Below are 14,927 nucleotides of genomic sequence, written 5' to 3'. Positions count from 1 at the left end.
GCCGCCGGAACCCAGTGGTTCCGGCGGCCCTCTCACGACGGGGGTGACGGGCAGGTCAGCCCTTGGCCGCCGACCCGGCGCCGTTGTCGGCACCGTTGCCGGCACCGTTGCCGGCACCGTTCTCCTCGGCGTCCTTCGGCTCGCCGTCCTCGGAGGCGCCCTCCGCGTCCTTCGGCTCACCGTCCACCGCGTCCACCGCGTCCGCCTCGTCGGCCGGCTCGGCGCCGTCCTTCGCGACGGCGGCGGCCGCGGCCGCCTTCGGCTCCACGACCTCCTCGCGTCCCGGACGCAGCCGCGCCGAGATCACGATGTAGGCCACGGCGAGCAGGAAGACGATGATCGCCGTCCACACGTTCAGGCGCAGGCCGAGGATGTGGTGGGCCTCGTCGACGCGCATGTACTCGATCCAGCCGCGGCCCGCGCAGTACGCGGCGACGTACAGCGCGAAGGCGCGGCCGTGGCCGAGCTTGAAGCGGCGGTCGGCCCAGACGACGAGGGCGGCGACGCCGACGCACCAGAGCGACTCGTAGAGGAAGGTCGGGTGGTAGAGCCCGGCCTCGCGGTTCGCGCTCTCGGTGATCTTCAGGGCCCAGGGGAGGTCGGTCGGCTTGCCGTAGAGCTCCTGGTTGAACCAGTTGCCCCAACGGCCGATGGCCTGGGCGAGGGCGATGCCGGGCGCGATGGCGTCCGCGTACGCCGGGAGCGGGATGCCCCGGCGGCGGCAGCCGATCCAGGCGCCCACCGCGCCGAGCGCGATGGCGCCCCAGATGCCGAGGCCGCCCTCCCAGATCTTGAAGGCGTCGACCCAGTCCTGACCCTCGCTGAAGTACAGCTGGTAGTCGGTGATGACGTGGTACAGGCGTCCGCCGACGAGGCCGAAGGGCACCGCCCAGACGGCGATGTCGGCCACGGTGCCGGCGGTGCCGCCCCGGGCGATCCAGCGCTTGTTGCCGTACCAGACGGCGACGAAGACACCGATGATGATGCAGAAGGCATAGCCGCGCAGCGGGATCGGTCCGAGGTTGATCACGCCGGTCGACGGGCTGGGAATGTAGGCAAGGTCCATGGCAGGACCGACGCTACCTTGCCGGGCGGGCGGGGCGGCAGCCCACCCGGCAACGTATGGGTAACTAACCCGCCGAGGGAGAGGCCGGAGCGGAGGCCGAGGCGGAGGCCGCCGGGGCCGAGGGGGTGGCCGTGCCGGGCTTCTTGCCCTTGTTGGCCTCGGCGACCCACTTCTTCAGGTTCTCCGGGGAGATCTGCTCGTTCCCCTTGGTCGGGAAGATCGATTCACCGTTGAGCAGGACGGTCGGGGTGCCCCGGAAGCCGCCGCTCTGGAAGGCCTCGTTCGACTTCTTCACCCAGCTGTCGTGGGTGCCGTCGTTCACACAGCTCCGGAAGGTGTCCGTGTCGAGTCCCGGCACCTTCGCCGCGAGCTCGATCAGCCTGCTGTTCTTGCCGAAGGCGTCGTCCGTCTCCGGCGGCTGGTTGCTGTAGAGCGTGTCGTGGTACGCGGTGAACTTGCCGGCGTCCTGCGCGCACCCGGCGGCGTTCGCCGCGCGGAGCGAGCCGCTGCCGCCCATGTTCCCGTCGATGAGGGTGGCGAGGTGGTACTCGGCCTTGAGCGCGCCCGAGGCCTCCAGCTCGTGGATGGTGTCCCGCATGACGGTCTCGAACTGGGCGCACGCCGGGCAGCGGAAGTCCTCCCAGATCGCGAGCGTCGACGGGGCGTCCGTCTTCCCCGTGGGAATGGCCGGCTTGTCGCCCTCGATGGAGCCCGTCGGATAGACCACCGGGCCCGCCTTGTCCGAGCCGCCGTCGTCGCCGCTGTTCGCCGCGATCACGCCGACGACGGCGGCGAGGCCGAGGACGCCGACCACGGCCGCCGACACGACGAGGACGCGCCGCTGCTTGGCCCGGGCCTTGTCGCGCTCGCGCTGCTGCTGGAGGCGCTCCCGCGCGCTCCCCTTACCGTCACCACGGTTCTTCTCGCTCACGCCCACAGCAACGAACCGGGGAGGCACGTGCGTGCCTCCCCGGTCACAGATCCACCCGAATGGGCGAAGGCGCTACGAAACGCGGCGCACGCCCGCCGCGAGTTCGGCCGCCAGTTCCCTTACGGCGGTCAGCCCCTTGGCCTCGTCGCCGTCGGCGTCGAGGATCCGCTGGACGAAGGCCGAGCCGACGATGACGCCGTCGGCGAAGCCGGCGACCTCCTTGGCCTGCTCGGCGTTGGAGACGCCGAGTCCGACGCAGACGGGGAGATCAGCGGTGGCGCGGGTACGGCGCACGAGGTCGGCGGCCTGCTCGCCGACCGACGCGCGGGTGCCGGTGACCCCCATGAGCGAGGCGGCGTAGACGAAGCCGGAGCCGACCGCCGTGATGGTGGCGAGGCGCTCGTCCTTGCTGCTGGGCGCGACGACGAAGACGGTGGCGAGACCGTGCTTGTCGGCGTGCTCGCGCCAGACGGCGGACTCCTGGACCGGCAGGTCGGGCAGGATGCAGCCGGCGCCGCCGGCCGCGGCGAGCTCCTCGGTGAAGCGCTCGATGCCGTACCGGTCGATCGGGTTCCAGTACGTCATGACGAGGACCGGCTTGCCGGTGGCCTCGTGGGCCTCCTTGACCGTCCGCATGACGTCGGCGATCTTGACGCCGCCGCGCAGGGCGATGTCGTCGGCGGTCTGGATGACGGGCCCGTCGAGGACCGGGTCGCTGTGCGGGAGCCCGACCTCGACGATGTCGGCGCCGCCGTCGAAGACGGCCTTGATCGCCGCGATGCCGCCGTCGACGGTCGGGAAGCCGGCCGGGAGGTACGCGATGAGCGCGGCCCGGTCCTCGGCCTTCGCCTGGGCGAGGGTGTCGCTGAGCAGCTGAATGTTCCCGGTGGTCACTTGGAGCCCCCCTCGGCGCCGTTGTCGCGCTTGTCGCCGTTGTCGTACAGGCCGAAGTAGCGGGCCGCCGTGTCCATGTCCTTGTCGCCGCGTCCGGAGAGGTTGACGAGGAGCAGGGCGTCCTTGCCGAGCTCCTTTCCGACCTCCAGGGCTCCGGCGAGGGCGTGCGCCGACTCGATGGCCGGGATGATGCCCTCGGTACGGGAGAGCAGGCGCAGGGCCTGCATGGCGGCGTCGTCGGTGACGGCGCGGTACTCGCCGCGGCCGCTGTCCTTGAGGTACGCGTGCTCCGGGCCGATGCCCGGGTAGTCGAGGCCGGCCGAGATCGAGTACGGCTCGGTGATCTGGCCCTCCTCGTCCTGGAGGACGTACGACCGCGAGCCGTGCAGGATGCCGGGCTCGCCGGCGGTGAGGGTGGCCGCGTGCTCGCCGGTCTCGACGCCGTGGCCGGCCGGCTCGCAGCCGATCAGGCGCACGTCGGCGTCGGGGACGAAGGCGTGGAAGAGGCCGATGGCGTTCGAGCCGCCGCCGACGCAGGCGATGGCCGCGTCGGGGAGGCGGCCGGCGCGCTCCAGGATCTGGCGGCGGGCCTCGACGCCGATGACGCGGTGGAAGTCGCGGACCATGGCGGGGAAGGGGTGCGGGCCGGCGACCGTGCCGAACAGGTAGTGGGTCCTGTCGACGTTGGCGACCCAGTCGCGGAACGCCTCGTTGATGGCGTCCTTGAGGGTACGGCTGCCGGACTTCACGGCGATGACCTCGGCGCCGAGCATCCGCATCCGGGCCACGTTGAGGGCCTGGCGCTGGGTGTCGACCTCGCCCATGTAGATGGTGCAGTCAAGGCCGAAGAGCGCGCAGGCGGTGGCGGTCGCGACGCCGTGCTGGCCGGCGCCGGTCTCCGCGATGACGCGCGTCTTGCCCATGCGCTTGGTCAGGAGGGCCTGGCCGAGCACGTTGTTGATCTTGTGCGAGCCGGTGTGGTTGAGGTCCTCGCGCTTGAGGAAGACGCGGGCGCCGCCGGCGTGCTCGGCGAAGCGGGGGACCTCGGTGAGGGCGCTCGGGCGGCCCGTGTAGTTGACCATGAGGTCGTTGAGCTCGCGGGCGAACTCCGGGTCGGCCTTGGCCTTCTCGTACTCGACGGCGACCTCGTCGACGGCGGCGACGAGGGCCTCGGGGATGAACTTGCCGCCGTAGGCGCCGAAGTAGCCCTCGGGGCTGGGGACCTGACCGTCGGGGTCGGGAATGAAGAACTCGCTGATGGACATGCGGATGCTCCTCGCGGGGTGGGTGCCCCGGGATGTATGCGGTAGATGGTCACCGTATGCGCGCGACCCTCTCACCTCCACCAACACCGCGCCCGAGCCGGACTGCGGGCCGCGCCCGCCGGGCCCCCGTGTGGGCAGTCGTCCCGCAGGGCCGGGGGTCCCCCCTGCTCGAAGAGCTTGGGGGCGGGTGGGCACACGGGACGGCGCCCCTCGCGGCGCCTCAGCTCCCTGTGCCTGAACCCGCATCCGATGCACGCCGCACCAGGGGTGCGGGTTCAGGCGCGGGAGCCTAGGCCCGGCAGGGGGCGCCGTTCCGTTGTGCCCACCCGTTCCGCCCCAGCGGAACGACTGCCCACAACGAAACGGCGGGGCGCAGCCCACAAGGGGGTGCGAAGGCACCGAAGCTCAAGACGTCTGAGTGACGGTGGTGTCAGAAGGTGCGCGCGGGGCGCGGGCGCCATCGCATGCCGTTGACCTGGCCCGGCTCGGAGCCGATCACGTACCGGACCCGGCGGCCGTGGACACGGCGGGCGGGCGCGCGGCAGCCACGCGGTCGGCAGCCCCTGGCCAGCGGGGCGTGCTTGGAGACGGGAGCCGCGGCGGTACGGAGCCGCCCGCGGCGCCCCGCGACGTCCGCGGGCACGACCGATCCGCCCGGGGCACTGCCCGGGTCGGTCGGCGTGGCGCGGCGCGCGGTCATCGTGAGGTCAGCCCCGCCCGTGGCGCAGGGCCGGGTGGGCACCGGCGGCGACGAGGTCGGCGACGGCCGCCTTCGGGTCGCGCCCGGTGACGAGGGACTCGCCGACCAGGACCGCGTCGGCGCCCGCGTTGGCGTAGGCGATGAGGTCGTGCGGACCCCGGACGCCGGACTCGGCGATCTTGACGATGCCGGCCGGGATCTCGGGGGCGACGCGCTCGAAGGTGGTGCGGTCGACCTGGAGGGTCTTGAGGTTGCGCGCGTTGACGCCGATGATCCGCGCCCCCGCGTCGACCGCCCGCTCGACCTCTTCCTCGTCGTGGACCTCGACCAGCGGGGTCAGGCCGATGGACTCGGCGCGCTCGATGAGGGAGACCAGCGCCTCCTGCTCCAGGGCGGCGACGATGAGGAGCGCGAGATCCGCTCCGTACGCCCGGGCCTCCCAGAGCTGGTACGCCGTGACGATGAAGTCCTTGCGCAGGACGGGGATGTCGACCCGGGCGCGCACGGCCTCCAGGTCGGCGAGGGAGCCGCCGAAGCGGCGCTGTTCGGTGAGGACGGAGATGACGGCCGCGCCGCCCGCCTCGTAGTCCGCGGCGAGTCCGGCCGGGTCGGCGATCGCGGCGAGCGCGCCCTTGGACGGGCTGGAGCGCTTGACCTCGCAGATCACCTTGACGCCGTCTCCGCGCAGTGCGGCGACGCCGTCCTTGGCCTGCGGCGCCTTGGCGGCGCGCTCCTTGAGCTCGTCGAGGGTGACCCGCGCCTGCCGCTCTGCGAGGTCGGCGCGCACGCCGTCGATGATCTCGTCGAGCACACTCACGCGAGGGGCCCCCTTCCGGGACGGTGATGCTGATGAAGAACCAGGTTGAGCCATGTCGATCCTATCCGCAGGATGCCTCCAGGCCCGCATCGGCCGCCGTGGCGTCCATCTGCTGGGATGCGCGGAAGCTCGGGGGGCGGCGGCTCAGGGGGCGAGGGCCGCGCCGATGGGCAGGTTGCGGACCAGCGTGAACGCGGCGAGTACGGATCCGATCACCCACCACCAGGCGGGGGTGATCGTGAGGCGCATCGGGACCCCGCGAACGGCGCGGATCAGCCACGCGACCATGACGACGGCGAAGAGGACGTAGCCGATGACGGCGAGCGCGTTGAAGCCCATGGCGGCGGCGAGGTCGCCGTGGGCGAAGGCGTGGGCGCTGCGCAGGCCGCCGCAGCCGGGGCAGAAGACGCCGAGGAAGCGCAGGGTCGGGCAGACGGGGTAGTGCCCCGGTTCGTTGGGGTCGACGGTCCCGACGTACGCGAAGGCGGCGACGGCTCCGGCGAGCGTGGCGACGGGGGCGAGCAGCCGCCGCGCGAGCGAGTGCGGTCGCGGGGGCGTCGGCGGGGGTACGGGTCCCCACGGCGCGGATCCCCGCGGCGCGGATCCCGGCGGCGCGGATCCCGACGGCGCGGATCCCGACGGCGCGGACCCCGGCCGCGCGGGACCCCACGGCGCGGATCCCTCAGGCTCACCCGTACGGGCGGGGGCGAGGGGCTCGTCGGTCTCGGCCTGGGCCGTCGGCTGCGCGTCCACCCGGTGATTCTCGCCCTTTACGCGCGAGAGCGCAGCCCGGCAGGCCGGACCGCGCTCTCGGGTGCGTCGTGTCGCGTCAGGACGCGGCCTTCGCGGTCGCCGTCGCGGCCTCGCGGGCGGCGGCGACGGCCGCCGACTCCTTCGGCATGCCCATGCCGGCCGCCTTCATCGCGCCGCCGACGATGCCGCCGAGGACGATGACACCCACGCCAGCCCAGAAGCCGGGCAGGTTGGCGGCCACCATGAAGACACCGGCGATGCAGAAGCCGATGAAGGAGATGATGACACCGGTCCAGGCGGCCGGGGTGTGTCCGTGGGCGCTGCCCGCCATGAGTTGCTCCTCGTTGCTGTTGCTCGGTGGTGAGGTCTCGCGTGCGCGGACACTCGGGGCTCATTCTCCAGCACAAGGGCGCGGGAGGATGAATCGGGGGTGCCTGGACGATCACGCGTCGCGCACGGGCCCGACCGGCGCGGCCCGGGGGTCACTCCCCGCGCGTGGGGTCCTCGCCGCGGTCCAGGGCCTTCCACAGGTCCTCGGGCCGGTCCGGGTCGGCCGTGGCGCCCGCGGCGGCCTTGCGCGCGGCGCGCGGCGCGCCGGAGCGCTCGTACCGGCCGCCCATCGCGGGCCAGGTCGTGCCGAAGCGCAGGGCGAGGAGTCCGGCGAGCAGGATGAGGACGGCGCCGGCGGCGGTCACGTACGGCCAGGCGGTGTGGGTGAGGCCGGCGACGGCGGCGGCGCTGTCGCCGCTGATGCGGGCGGCCTCGGCGTCCAGGGCGGAGGCGTCGGAGGCGCCGAGGACGGCGGCGAGCGCGGCGCCCGCGCCGCTGAGCGCGAGGAGCGCGGCGACGAGGGTGCGGCCGGTGCGGCGGACCGCGAAGACGGCGAAGAGGGCGGCGAGCCCGACGATCGCGAGGGCCGTCGGGACGCCGGTGACGGTGCCGCCGTCTGCCTCGACGGGGATGGAGCCGCCGCCGACGGACGCGGTGCCCTCGGCCCAGATCTGGCCGGCCGAGAGCAGGACGACGGTGGCGCCCAGGGCGCCGAGGAGGAGCGCCGCGGCCAGGCTGCGGCGTCCGCCGGTGGGGACGGCCGCGCGGGCGGCCCGGGGCTGGGGTACGGGTACGGCACTCACGTACCCCACTATCCCCTACCGGCTCAGTGGTCGTTCATCCGGTTGGCGGTGTGGACGGCCCGGAGGACGGCGGCGGCCTTGTTGCGGCACTCGTTGTCCTCGGCGACGGGGTCGGAGTCGGCGACGACACCCGCTCCGGCCTGCACGTATGCCGTTCCGTCGCGGAGCAGGGCCGTACGGATGGCGATGGCCGTGTCGGCGTCACCGGCGAAATCGAGATAACCGACACATCCGCCGTAGAGCCCGCGGCGGGAGGGTTCGAGTTCCTCGATGATCTGCATCGCGCGGGGCTTCGGCGCGCCGGAGAGCGTGCCGGCCGGGAAGCAGGCGGTGAGGACGTCGAAGGCGGTACGGCCTTCGGCGACCTTGCCGGTGACGGTGGAGACGATGTGCATGACGTGCGAGTACCGCTCGACGGACATGAAGTCGACGACCTCCACCGAGCCGGGGGCGCAGACCCGGCCGAGGTCGTTGCGGCCGAGGTCGACGAGCATGAGGTGCTCGGCGCGCTCCTTGGGGTCGGCGAGGAGTTCCTCGGCGAGGTCGTGGTCCTCCTGGGGGGTGGCTCCCCGGTGGCGGGTGCCGGCGATGGGGTGGAGCATCGCGTGGCCGTCCTCGACCTTGACGAGCGCCTCGGGGCTGGAGCCGACGATGTCGAAGCCGTTCTCGAAGCGGAGCAGATACATGTACGGGGACGGGTTCGTCGCCCGGAGGACCCGGTAGACGTCGAGGGCGGAGGCGGCGCAGGGGGTCTCGAAGCGCTGGGAGGGGACGACCTGGAAGGCCTCGCCCGCGCGGATGCGCTCCTTGATGTCCTCGACGGCGTCCTGGTAGGCCGGGCCGCCCCAGAGGGCGCTGAACTCCGGGAGCGCGGAGTCGGGGAGGGCGGCGGGGGCGGTGGCGACCGGGCGGGCCAGGTCGGCCTCCATGGCGTCGAGGCGGGCGACGGCGTGCGCGTACGCCTCGTCGACGCCGGTCTCCAGGTCGTTGTGGTTGATCGCGTTGGCGATCAGGAGGACCGTGCCGTCCCAGTGGTCGAGGACCGCGAGGTCGCTGGTGAGGAGCATGGTGAGCTCGGGGAGCTCCAGGTCGTCGCGGGTGGAGTCGCCGATCTTCTCCAGGCGCCGGACGATGTCGTAGCCGAGGTAGCCGACCATGCCGCCGGTGAAGGGCGGCATCCCGCCCGCGAGGTCGCGGGGGGTGTGGAGGGTCTCGACGGTGGCGCGCAGGGCGGCCAGCGGGTCGCCGTCGACGGGGACGCCGACGGGCGGGGTGCCGAGCCAGTGGGCCTCGCCGTCCTTGACCGTGAGGGTCGCGTCGCTGCGGACGCCGATGAAGGAGTAGCGGGACCAGCTGCGGCCGTTCTCCGCGGATTCGAGGAGGAAGGTGCCGGGGCGTTCGGCGGCGAGCTTGCGGTAGAGCCCGACCGGGGTGTCGCCGTCCGCGAGGAGCCTGCGGCTGACGGGGATGACGCGGCGGTCGGCCGCCAGCTTGCGGAAGGTCTCGAGATCCATGGCGCCAGACCTTACTGGGATACGGGGAGCACGTCGGCGTCGAAGCAGGTGCGGGCACCGGTGTGGCAGGCGGCTCCGACCTGGTCGACCTTGACGAGGAGGGTGTCGGCGTCGCAGTCGAGGGCGACGGACTTGACGTGCTGGACGTGCCCGGAGGTGTCGCCCTTGACCCAGTACTCGTTCCGGCTGCGGGACCAGTAGGTGCAGCGGCCGGTGGTGAGGGTGCGGTGGAGCGCCTCGTCGTCCATCCAGCCGAGCATCAGCACCTCGCCGGTGTCGTACTGCTGGGCGATGGCGGGGACGAGCCCGTCGGCGCTGCGCTTGAGGCGGGCGGCGATGGCGGGGTCGAGGTCGCTGGGGGTCCGGGGCGTGCTGGTCATGGCGCCATTGTGCCGCGATCCGGGAGGGTGTCCGGCGAGGCGTCCACTGGGCGGACCTGCCCCGGGCCTGCCCCGGTCCCGTCCCGGACCCGCGCGCTCCGGTCCCGGCCCGGACCCTCCCCGGTCCCGCTCCCTGCCCTGCGGGGCGTCCTCTGGGCGGAGCGGTGCCCCCGGTCGTACGCTGACGGGCATGTCGACCCATGCGAAACGTGAACGGCTTCTGCTCGCGGACCTGTTGGAGGCGGCGGGCCCGGACGCCCCGACGCTGTGCGAGGGGTGGCGGACGCGGGACCTCGCCGCCCATGTGGTGGTGCGCGAGCGGCGGCCCGACGCGGCGGCGGGGGCGGTCGTCCCGGCGCTGAAGGACCGGATGGACCGGGTGACGGCGGAGTTCGCGGAGAAGCCGTACGCGGAGCTGGTCCAGCTCATCCGTTCGGGGCCGCCGAAGTTCTCCCCGTTCACGATCAAGCAGGTGGACGAGGGGGCGAACGTCGTCGAGTTCTACGTCCACGCGGAGGACGTCCGCCGGGCGCAGCCCGAGTGGTCGGCGCGGGAGCTCGACCCGGTCTTCTCGGACGCGCTCTGGTCGCGGCTGGAGAAGATGGCCCGGCTGATGGGCCGCAAGGCGCCGGTGGGTCTGGTGCTGCGCCGTCCGAACGGCCAGACGGCGGTGGCCCACCGCGGCACCCCGGTGGTGACGGCCTCCGGGGAGCCGGGCGAGCTGATGATGTACCTGTACGGCCGCCAGGACGTGGCGAAGGTGGCGCTGGACGGGGAGCCCGAGGCGATCGAGCGGCTGCGGGAGACGAAGCAGCTGGGGCTCTGAGGCCTCAGGCGGGCAGTTCGGCGCGGCGGAGGGCCGGGACCACGAGGGCGTACACGCCGGACAGGGCGCAGACCGCCGCGCTGACCACGAAGACCGGGCCGGGGCCCCAGACACCGATGGCGGCCCCGGTCACCGGGAAGCTCAGCGGGGCGAGTCCGAGGCTGCCGAGGCTGGAGACGGCGCTGACGCGGCCGAGGTAGGCGGGGTCGCACTCGGTCTGCACGAGGGCGTTGCAGAGGGCCCCGGAGAGTCCGGCGAGCAGGCCGATGGAGACCGCTGTGAGCACGGCGAGCGGCAGCGCGGGGACGTACGCGAGGGCGCCGATGGACACGGCTCCGACGGCCATGGTCCAGCCCATCACGAGCCCGGCCCGGGGGACGTGTCCCTTGACGGTCAGCAGCAGGGAGGCGCCGCCCGCGCCGACGCCGAAGCCTGCGAGGACCCAGCCGATGCCGGAGGCGCCCCAGCCGCGCTGGTCGGAGAGGACGGCGAGGCCGACGTTGAGGGGGCCGACGAAGCCGAGGTCGCTGAGGAGGACGACGATCATCAGCGGGCCGAGCGTCCGGTGGCCGCGGAGGTAGCGCAGGCCGTCGGCGAGGTCGCGCAGGGCGGTCCTGTCGCCCGCCCGGTCCTCCTCCGGCAGGGGGCGGAGCCTGAGCCCGAGAAGCAGCGGCAGCGAGAGGGCGAAGAGGATCCCCGCGATGCCGAAGGCGGTGGCCGGGCCGCCTAGGGCGACGGCGAGGCCGCCGAGCGGGGCGCCGAGGACCGCGCCGAGACGGTAGGCGAGACCGCGCATGCCCTGGACGCGGGCGAGCTGGTCGTGGTCGGCGACGCGGGGCGGCAGGGCACCGATGGCCGGCAGGAAGAGGGCGTCGACGACACCGAAGACGAGGGCGACGGCGGCGAGGATCCACAGGCCGGGGGCGGCGAGGAGGAGGGCGGCGGCCAGGCCGAGGACGACCAGGCAGCGGACGGTGTCGGAGGCGATGACGACCCGGCGGGGGCCGAGCCGGTCGGCGACGACTCCCCCGAAGAGCATGAGGATCGCGCGGGGTACGGCCGAGACGGCCATGACGAGCCCGGCCTGCGCGGGGGTGCCGCTGGTGACGGCGGTCCAGGAGAGGGCGAGGTGGTAGACGCTGTCGCCGAGCGTGGAGGCGGTGTAGGCGCCGAGCCAGCGCAGGACCTGGGGGCTCCTGTGGGCGGGGACCGAGGGGGCCGCGACGGCGGTGGTCACGCCGTCCCCCGGTAGGGGAAGCCGTGCAGGTGGACGGCGACGTTCTCGCGGCCCTCGGTGTCGCCGGCGGCCTCGGCGGCGCGGGCCCGCTGGTCGTACTTCTGGAGCAGCGCGTCGAGCTCCTCGCCGAGGGCGGCGAGTTCGGCGGCGGTGAGGCGGGGCAGCCATTCGGAGCTGACGGCGGCGGAGCGCCATGCGTCGGACCAGGTCAGGCGCTCGTCGAGGAAGCGCCGGTGGAGCTCGGCGCGCTGCTCGTTGAGAGTGCGGCCGAGGGCATCGCTCGCGGCGGCCAGCTCCGGGGTGTCCTTGACGTCCTCCTCGTGGATGCTCACCCCGTACGAGCTCGGCTGCCACCACCTCTCGCGGCCGTCGGCCGACGGGGACTCGGCGGCCTCGATGAGCCCGTGCTCGGCGAGCTTGCGCAGGTGGTAGCTGACGAGGGAGACGGCCTCGTCGACCTGCTCGGCCAGCTGGGACGCGGTGGCGGTGCGTGCCACGAAGAGGGCGCGGTAGAGGCGCATGCGCAGCGGGTGGGAGACGGCCTTGAGGGTGCCGAGGTCGGTGATCCGGCGGTTCTCGGAGGAGGGCATGACAAGGACCGTAGATACGAAAGGAAAGTTGCGCAACACAAATTGCACAACTTCTCTTGCGTGTCTCGGCAAAGAAGAAGGGCCCCCGAAGGGACCCTTCCCAGAAGCGGAACGAAGGTCAGCGGACCTCGTGGCCCGCTTCCTTCAGCGCCTGCTTGACCTCGCCGATCCGGAGATCGCCGAAGTGGAAGACGGAGGCCGCGAGCACCGCGTCCGCGCCGGCCTCGACGGCCGGGGCGAAGTCGGCGAGCTTGCCGGCGCCGCCGGAGGCGATCACCGGGACCGTGACGTGCTTGCGCACGGCCGCGATCATCTCGGTGTCGTAGCCGTCCTTGGTGCCGTCGGCGTCCATCGAGTTGAGCAGGATCTCCCCCGCGCCCAGCTCGGCGGCCCGGTGCGCCCACTCGACGGCGTCGATGCCGGTGCCCTGGCGGCCGCCGTGCGTGGTGACCTCGAAGGAGCCGGTGGCGGTGCGGCGCGCGTCCACGGAGAGGACGAGGACCTGGCGGCCGAAGCGCTCCGCGATCTCCTGGATGAGCTCGGGGCGCGCGATGGCGGCGGTGTTGACGCCGACCTTGTCGGCGCCGGCCCGCAGCAGCTTGTCGACGTCGTCGGCCGAGCGGACGCCGCCGCCGACCGTGAGCGGGATGAAGACCTGCTCGGCGGTGCGGCGCACCACGTCGTAGGTGGTCTCCCGGTTGCCCGAGGAGGCGGTGATGTCGAGGAAGGTCAGCTCGTCGGCGCCCTCGGCGTCGTACAACTTGGCCATCTCGACGGGGTCGCCCGCGTCCCGCAGGTTCTGGAAGTTGACGCCCTTGACGACCCGGCCGTTGTCCACGTCCAGGCAGGGGATCACGCGTACGGCGAGACTCATGCGGACACCTCCGGGCGGGCCGCCTCGCTCCTGTACGCCTCGACCTCGACCTCGACGACCAGGCGCGGGTCGACGAAGCCGGAGACGATGATCATCGACGCGGCCGGGCGGACGGCGTCGAAGAGCTCCTTGTGGGCGCGGCCGACCTCGTCCACGTCCCGCGCGTGCGTGAGGTACATGCGGGTGCGGACGACGTGCTCGGCGCCCAGGCCGAGCTGGTTCAGCGCGGCGAAGGCCACGTTGAAGGAGTTGACGGCCTGGTCGTACGGGCCGCCGTCGGCGATCTGGCCGTCCACCACCGACGTACAGCCGGAGACGAGGACCGTGCCGTTCGGGAGCTCCACGGCGCGGGAGTAGCCGAACTGCTCCTCCCAGGGAGCGCCGGTCACGACCTTGCGTACGGAGTCGGTCATGCGGAGGCCACCGTCGCGAGGGCCTCCTCCAGGGTGAAGGCCTTGGCGTAGAGCGCCTTGCCGACGATCGCACCCTCGACGCCCAGCGGGACGAGGCCGGAGATGGCCCGCAGGTCGTCCAGGGAGGAGACGCCGCCGGAGGCGACGACGGGCTTGTCGGTGGCCGCGCAGACGTTCTTCAGGAGCTCCAGGTTGGGGCCCTGGAGCGTGCCGTCCTTGGCGATGTCGGTGACGACGTACCGCGCGCAGCCCTCGGAGTCGAGGCGGGCGAGCGTCTCGTACAGGTCGCCGCCGTCGCGGGTCCAGCCGCGGCCGCGCAGGGTGGTGCCGCGGACGTCGAGGCCGACGGCGATCTTGTCGCCGTACTCGGCGATGACCTTGGCGACCCACTCGGGGGTCTCCAGGGCGGCGGTGCCGAGGTTGACGCGGGTGCAGCCGGTGGCGAGGGCGGCCTTGAGCGAGGCGTCGTCGCGGATGCCGCCGGAGAGCTCGACCTTGATGTCCATGGCCTTGGCGACCTCGGCGATCAGCTCGCGGTTGTCACCGGTGCCGAAGGCGGCGTCGAGGTCGACCAGGTGGAGCCACTCCGCGCCGGAGCGCTGCCAGGCCAGGGCGGCCTCCAGAGGAGAGCCGTAGGAGGTCTCGCTGCCGGACTCCCCGTGGACGAGGCGGACGGCCTGGCCGTCGCGGACGTCGACGGCGGGGAGGAGTTCGAGGGTGCTCACAGGGTTCCGATCCAGTTGGTGAGGAGCTGGGCTCCGGCGTCGCCGGACTTCTCGGGGTGGAACTGGGTGGCCCACAGGGCGCCGTTCTCCACGGCGGCGACGAAGGGCTCGCCGTGGGTGGCCCAGGTGACCTTGGGGGCGCGCATGTTCTTGTTGCCGACCTCCAGGGTCCACTCGCGCACCGCGTAGGAGTGCACGAAGTAGTACCGGGCGTCGGCGTCGAGGCCCGCGAAGAGCTGGGTGTCCTCGGGCGCGTCCACGGTGTTCCACCCCATGTGGGGCACGACGGGTGCGTTCAACGGCTCGACCGTACCGGGCCACTCGTCGAGGCCCTCGGTCTCCACGCCGTGCTCGATGCCCTGGGCGAAGAGGATCTGCATGCCGACGCAGATGCCCATGACGGGGCGGCCGCCGGAGAGCCTGCGGCCGATGATCCAGTCGCCGCGGGCCGCCTTGAGCCCTTCCATGCAGGCGGAGAAGGCGCCGACGCCGGGGACGAGGAGTCCGTCGGCGTTCATCGCCGTGTCGTAGTCGCGGGTGATCTCGACGTCCGCGCCGACCCGGGCGAGCGCGCGCTCGGCGGAGCGGACGTTGCCGAAGCCGTAGTCGAAGACGACGACCTTCTTGGAACCGCCGGTCACGCTCATGACCACACGTCCAGTCGCAGGACACCGGCGGAGAGGCACATCGCGGCGCCGATCGAGACGAGCACGATCAGGCCCTTCGGCATCTGCTGCTTGACGAAGGAGTAGATGCCGCCGAGCAGGAACAGCCCGACGACGATGAGGATGGTGGAGAGGCCGTTCACT

Annotated in this window: 19 protein-coding genes; 1 reads left to right on the top strand and 18 read right to left on the bottom strand. The window is 72.9% G+C overall.

The annotated features are described in order from the left end of the window. Positions 1-55: 55 nt before the first annotated feature. From lgt to hisI, 11 genes are all read right to left on the bottom strand, one after another. Entirely contained in the window at positions 56-1,066 is a 1,011-nt protein-coding gene (gene lgt, locus ACFC0Z_RS22910) for a prolipoprotein diacylglyceryl transferase (RefSeq protein WP_376440915.1), read from the bottom strand. Positions 1,067-1,130: 64 nt separating this feature from the next. After that, the gene (locus ACFC0Z_RS22905; protein ID WP_376440913.1) at positions 1,131-1,997 is read right to left on the bottom strand and encodes a DsbA family protein; all 867 of its coding nucleotides are present in this window, start codon (positions 1,995-1,997) and stop codon (positions 1,131-1,133) included. 72 nt (positions 1,998-2,069) lie between these two features. Then, complete coding sequence (gene trpA / locus ACFC0Z_RS22900; protein ID WP_376440911.1) at positions 2,070-2,891, bottom strand: tryptophan synthase subunit alpha; 822 nt, start codon at positions 2,889-2,891, stop codon at positions 2,070-2,072. Further along, complete coding sequence (gene trpB, locus ACFC0Z_RS22895) at positions 2,888-4,156, bottom strand: tryptophan synthase subunit beta (protein ID WP_376440908.1); 1,269 nt, start codon at positions 4,154-4,156, stop codon at positions 2,888-2,890. Before trpB ends, trpA begins: the two co-directional genes overlap by 4 nt. 430 nt (positions 4,157-4,586) lie before the next feature. Continuing rightward, complete coding sequence (gene trpM / locus ACFC0Z_RS22890; protein WP_376440906.1) at positions 4,587-4,856, bottom strand: tryptophan biosynthesis modulator TrpM; 270 nt, start codon at positions 4,854-4,856, stop codon at positions 4,587-4,589. 7 nt (positions 4,857-4,863) lie between these two features. Beyond that, on the bottom strand, positions 4,864-5,673 hold the full coding sequence (gene trpC / locus ACFC0Z_RS22885) for an indole-3-glycerol phosphate synthase TrpC (protein ID WP_360807023.1): 810 nt from the start codon (positions 5,671-5,673) through the stop codon (positions 4,864-4,866). 144 nt (positions 5,674-5,817) lie between these two features. After that, positions 5,818-6,426, bottom strand: coding sequence for a DUF2752 domain-containing protein (locus ACFC0Z_RS22880; protein ID WP_376440903.1), 609 nt, complete (start codon positions 6,424-6,426; stop codon positions 5,818-5,820). Between the two features lie 76 nt (positions 6,427-6,502). Continuing rightward, positions 6,503-6,757, bottom strand: a complete 255-nt coding sequence (locus tag ACFC0Z_RS22875; RefSeq protein ID WP_376440901.1) for an HGxxPAAW family protein — start codon at positions 6,755-6,757, stop codon at positions 6,503-6,505. A gap of 151 nt (positions 6,758-6,908) precedes the next feature. After that, positions 6,909-7,568, bottom strand: coding sequence for a TIGR02234 family membrane protein (locus ACFC0Z_RS22870; protein WP_376440899.1), 660 nt, complete (start codon positions 7,566-7,568; stop codon positions 6,909-6,911). A gap of 14 nt (positions 7,569-7,582) precedes the next feature. Beyond that, positions 7,583-9,073, bottom strand: a complete 1,491-nt coding sequence (locus ACFC0Z_RS22865; RefSeq protein WP_376440896.1) for an anthranilate synthase component I — start codon at positions 9,071-9,073, stop codon at positions 7,583-7,585. Between the two features lie 11 nt (positions 9,074-9,084). Further along, the gene (hisI, locus tag ACFC0Z_RS22860; RefSeq protein ID WP_351180773.1) at positions 9,085-9,453 is read right to left on the bottom strand and encodes a phosphoribosyl-AMP cyclohydrolase; all 369 of its coding nucleotides are present in this window, start codon (positions 9,451-9,453) and stop codon (positions 9,085-9,087) included. A gap of 190 nt (positions 9,454-9,643) precedes the next feature. Between hisI and ACFC0Z_RS22855 the strand changes: the two genes are divergently transcribed. Continuing rightward, positions 9,644-10,279: a TIGR03085 family metal-binding protein gene (locus ACFC0Z_RS22855; RefSeq protein ID WP_376440893.1), complete on the top strand. Its 636-nt coding sequence runs from the start codon at positions 9,644-9,646 to the stop codon at positions 10,277-10,279. A gap of 4 nt (positions 10,280-10,283) precedes the next feature. Here the strand turns inward: ACFC0Z_RS22855 and ACFC0Z_RS22850 are convergent, their stop codons facing one another. The 7 genes from ACFC0Z_RS22850 to ACFC0Z_RS22820 all read right to left on the bottom strand — a co-directional run bounded on the left by ACFC0Z_RS22850 (position 10,284) and on the right by ACFC0Z_RS22820 (position 14,926). Continuing rightward, a complete protein-coding gene (locus tag ACFC0Z_RS22850; protein WP_376440891.1) occupies positions 10,284-11,516 on the bottom strand; it encodes an MFS transporter in 1,233 nt (410 codons plus the stop codon). Then, the gene (locus tag ACFC0Z_RS22845; protein WP_376440888.1) at positions 11,513-12,106 is read right to left on the bottom strand and encodes an ArsR/SmtB family transcription factor; all 594 of its coding nucleotides are present in this window, start codon (positions 12,104-12,106) and stop codon (positions 11,513-11,515) included. The genes ACFC0Z_RS22850 and ACFC0Z_RS22845 overlap by 4 nt, the downstream gene beginning before the upstream one ends. A 118-nt stretch (positions 12,107-12,224) precedes the next feature. After that, the gene (gene hisF / locus ACFC0Z_RS22840) at positions 12,225-12,980 is read right to left on the bottom strand and encodes an imidazole glycerol phosphate synthase subunit HisF (RefSeq protein WP_376440885.1); all 756 of its coding nucleotides are present in this window, start codon (positions 12,978-12,980) and stop codon (positions 12,225-12,227) included. Next, on the bottom strand, positions 12,977-13,393 hold the full coding sequence (locus ACFC0Z_RS22835; protein ID WP_376440883.1) for a RidA family protein: 417 nt from the start codon (positions 13,391-13,393) through the stop codon (positions 12,977-12,979). The genes hisF and ACFC0Z_RS22835 overlap by 4 nt, the downstream gene beginning before the upstream one ends. Then, positions 13,390-14,118 (bottom strand): bifunctional 1-(5-phosphoribosyl)-5-((5-phosphoribosylamino)methylideneamino)imidazole-4-carboxamide isomerase/phosphoribosylanthranilate isomerase PriA, encoded by a 729-nt coding sequence (gene priA / locus ACFC0Z_RS22830; RefSeq protein ID WP_376440880.1) that lies wholly within the window; start codon positions 14,116-14,118, stop codon positions 13,390-13,392. The genes ACFC0Z_RS22835 and priA overlap by 4 nt, the downstream gene beginning before the upstream one ends. Further along, complete coding sequence (hisH, locus tag ACFC0Z_RS22825; protein WP_376440878.1) at positions 14,115-14,765, bottom strand: imidazole glycerol phosphate synthase subunit HisH; 651 nt, start codon at positions 14,763-14,765, stop codon at positions 14,115-14,117. Before hisH ends, priA begins: the two co-directional genes overlap by 4 nt. After that, positions 14,762-14,926 carry a hypothetical protein gene (locus tag ACFC0Z_RS22820; RefSeq protein WP_015032910.1) on the bottom strand — a complete coding sequence of 55 codons (165 nt, stop codon included), beginning with the start codon at positions 14,924-14,926 and terminating at the stop codon, positions 14,762-14,764. The genes hisH and ACFC0Z_RS22820 overlap by 4 nt, the downstream gene beginning before the upstream one ends. Position 14,927 lies beyond the last annotated feature (1 nt).

The organism is Streptomyces sp. NPDC056144, from assembly GCF_042264145.1.
In the GTDB taxonomy this organism is placed as follows: domain Bacteria; phylum Actinomycetota; class Actinomycetes; order Streptomycetales; family Streptomycetaceae; genus Streptomyces.
This window is presented reverse-complemented; position numbering and strand designations above follow the sequence as displayed.